Annotated in this window: 4 protein-coding genes and 1 pseudogene; 3 read left to right on the forward strand and 2 right to left on the reverse strand. The window is 38.5% G+C overall.

Annotated elements, in window-relative coordinates; genetic code table 11:
- On the forward strand, positions 1 to 299 hold a 299-nt coding region (locus BN1044_RS23630), incomplete at its 5' end, for a hypothetical protein (protein WP_175421636.1).
- A 160-nt stretch (positions 300 to 459) separates the two neighbouring features.
- Here the strand turns inward: BN1044_RS23630 and BN1044_RS24035 are convergent.
- The gene (locus BN1044_RS24035; protein ID WP_247650359.1) at positions 460 to 804 is read right to left on the reverse strand and encodes a hypothetical protein; all 345 of its coding nucleotides are present in this window, start codon (positions 802 to 804) and stop codon (positions 460 to 462) included.
- On the opposite strand from BN1044_RS24035, the gene BN1044_RS20870 reads away from it, so the two are divergent.
- Positions 749 to 1,438, forward strand: coding sequence for a type IV toxin-antitoxin system AbiEi family antitoxin domain-containing protein (locus BN1044_RS20870; RefSeq protein WP_247650358.1), 690 nt, complete (start codon positions 749 to 751; stop codon positions 1,436 to 1,438). The genes BN1044_RS24035 and BN1044_RS20870 overlap by 56 nt on opposite strands.
- Before the next feature lie 108 nt (positions 1,439 to 1,546).
- Positions 1,547 to 1,904: pseudogene (locus tag BN1044_RS20875) on the forward strand (Tn3 family transposase); the annotation flags it as partial.
- A gap of 144 nt (positions 1,905 to 2,048) precedes the next feature.
- Here the strand turns inward: BN1044_RS20875 and BN1044_RS20880 are convergent.
- On the reverse strand, positions 2,049 to 2,279 hold the full coding sequence (locus BN1044_RS20880; RefSeq protein ID WP_072310285.1) for a hypothetical protein: 231 nt from the start codon (positions 2,277 to 2,279) through the stop codon (positions 2,049 to 2,051).
- Positions 2,280 to 2,794 lie beyond the last annotated feature (515 nt).

The following is a 2,794-nucleotide window of genomic DNA, read 5'->3' on the forward strand; positions in this document are numbered from 1 at the left end:
CCATGGAAAATAACAGCTCAGAAACGTTGCCATATAGTGCTGTGACTTATATCACAATTGATAAAAATTGTGTGCCAAGCGGTGCGAAAGTAGCAAATCTTGGATCAATAAAAGCCAATGGCTCGTTGGAATTTAGGATCCCCGTTAAGGGCATATTATCCTCATACCGCATTTTAAGTGTATCGGCTTGGAATGATGTGGGGGTTCCCGTCGATGTTGATGATAAAACGGCTGAGGTAATTAAAAGCCGAGATAGTGAATTTATGAAGATCTGCAAGATAAAACGAAATAATAGCTAATTGAATTGCAATGTTATTCTTATAAGGGATAATTACACTATATTGAATATATAGAATCACTTAAGATTATTAATGGGAGTAATTTGTTAATGCTAAAAAAGTAATTTTCAGCAAGATTAACTATTAAATTTTCACTTATGGAAAGAAGGTGTGAATGCTGTCATAACTGATAGGTATATAACAATGAGTGGATGAGATAATATTGAAAAGAGTAGCCAGACTTCTTCGCAACATCTTTAGTTTTAAGTCGTTTTTCAATATTATCATCAATCCAGCGTAGTACGCCTTCTATAAGTTCATTTTTAGAGTGCACAGCTTCCCCCAAGACAATTAAATTATTCAACTGTGAAATAAAAAGTTTGAAAAAAAATGAGGCCAGCCATGCTGCATGCTGAAGCAAGACAGCGGTGATATAAGATGCTGCTCTTGGATATGGTCGCCACCAAATCATGGCTGGAGGCATAAGACTCAATCTGCATTTTCTGGACAATGTGGTACGTAACAAAACGCTGCTCCCTCTCGTAGCTGGTGTTTACATTAGGAAAGAAGCAATGTTCTGGAAAGGAATCGTTACCTCATTGCAACGTATGTCCAATGCTCCCGTCCATATTGGTGGTTTTACCGCGTTAGAGCTCGAAGGACTTCGTCATTACCTATCTACAAGACTTTACCTTTATTCCACAGCCACGTTCCCTCGATGGCAGGTTAGAATCGATGCTCCTGTACAATTTGAGTGGCGTGGCACTCCTCGCTTGTGGTCTGAGACGCAAATGCAAGACAACCAGTATCTCAGGCAATATATCTGCCAGGCATCACTCCCTCCATTGCATTATTCCTGTCCAGAGAAAACCATCTTGGAGCTCTTGGCGGCAGTACCCAATACTATCAGCTTTGAACATGCCGACCAGCTTATGCAAGGACTACACAACCCATCACCTCGCAAGCAGAATGCCTTGCTGAAAGCCTGTAACAGTATTAAAGCCAAGCGACTCTTTCTCTGGATGGCAGGAAGACATCGATACGCTTGGCTCAAGCACCTGACACCAGATCAGTATGAACTGGGTACTAGTAAACGACCGTTCGCTAAAGATGGCACACTAGAGCCAATCAGGCAAATAACAGTACCTAAGGAGATGTAAAGAACATGAACAGACAAACCACTACTACCGACAAGTGCAACTTCCACTGCGAATTATTCCTTTTGTTTCACAGCACGAATGTTTCGCCCCCAAAGGGGGAACTACTATCAATTTGTTAGTTCATTACTGAGCAGCAATCGCCCTTCAGGATTAACACGGGCAATTATCAAAGCAAGGAAAATAAATAAGACATTATATCTACTAAATTATATTGATAATAAAGGTTACCGATGTCTTATTCATTATGACCCAACTTAACCGGTGAGAAGGCAGACATACTGTCGCCAGAGCTATTTGTCATGGGCAAAAAAGCGAGCTCAGAAAACGCTATCAGAATGGGCAAGAGGAGCAACTGGGCGCTCTGGGCGCTCTGGGCGCTCTGGGCCTGGCAACTAATGCTATCGTGCTCTGGAATACCATTTATGTGCAGGCCGCATTGGTAGATTTACGGGAAGAGAGCGATGAATAGCCTTTATAATTATCTGTTGTAATGGTTGTAAAAGCATTGTTAAAAGCGTACGTTTTCGTACAATTGAGCTTCAGCCCCCTACGTAGCACATAAAAAAGCCGCCTAATGGCGACTTTAGAAGATAGTTAGTATAATACTAAATTATTTTTGTTTTTTTATTTTTAAAACAACAAGCTCTATATCAGGAGTTAATCTATGGTGTTTTATATATGCATCAACAACTATATCATCCTGCGATCTTATATGCTTTATTTTTTCTTTTAAAACTTCTTCAACACTTCCTGCAAAGTTAATTTTCAAAGTATCGAAATCCATCAACCTTTCTTTTTCATCATCTACTAACCGCTTGTAGTCATTCATTTTAATATCCATTAAATAGTCTCCAAAAATAAACTCATTGCTATTCTTTTATTATTTACAATTGTATATAAACCGTATTCTGAATTATACTCGCAACTACATATCCTGTTTGCAATCAGGTGTTTTTTTCGATATAAATCAGATAACTGAAAAACATCTTGTTTACTTTTTATTGATGATAGTGAACCTAATGAAAAAAGTTTTCCACGGTTAGAGTCATCAACATTGTTCAGCATTCTTGTTAAAAAACTGATTAAAGTGTTAGCTTTTATTTCTCTATGTTTCATATTATTAATACCAAGGTTAAGTACATTATATATTCACTTATAATATCATTATGGGTAAATATAAAAAAATCACAACTGCTATATTGTTCTCATCATCGCTACTAGATAATGTTTTCCTCGGTTAACAAGATGGGGTTGTACGCCGGAACCTCCTAAATTTCCGGGAGGCATAATTATCTCTGTTGTGTTGAAGCTGAACAGTCGCACATCTACGGCGTGAGCGGCGTAACGTCGGACTTG

The sequence above is a fragment of the Hafnia alvei genome (assembly GCF_900095695.1).
GTDB lineage: Bacteria > Pseudomonadota > Gammaproteobacteria > Enterobacterales > Enterobacteriaceae > Hafnia > Hafnia alvei_B.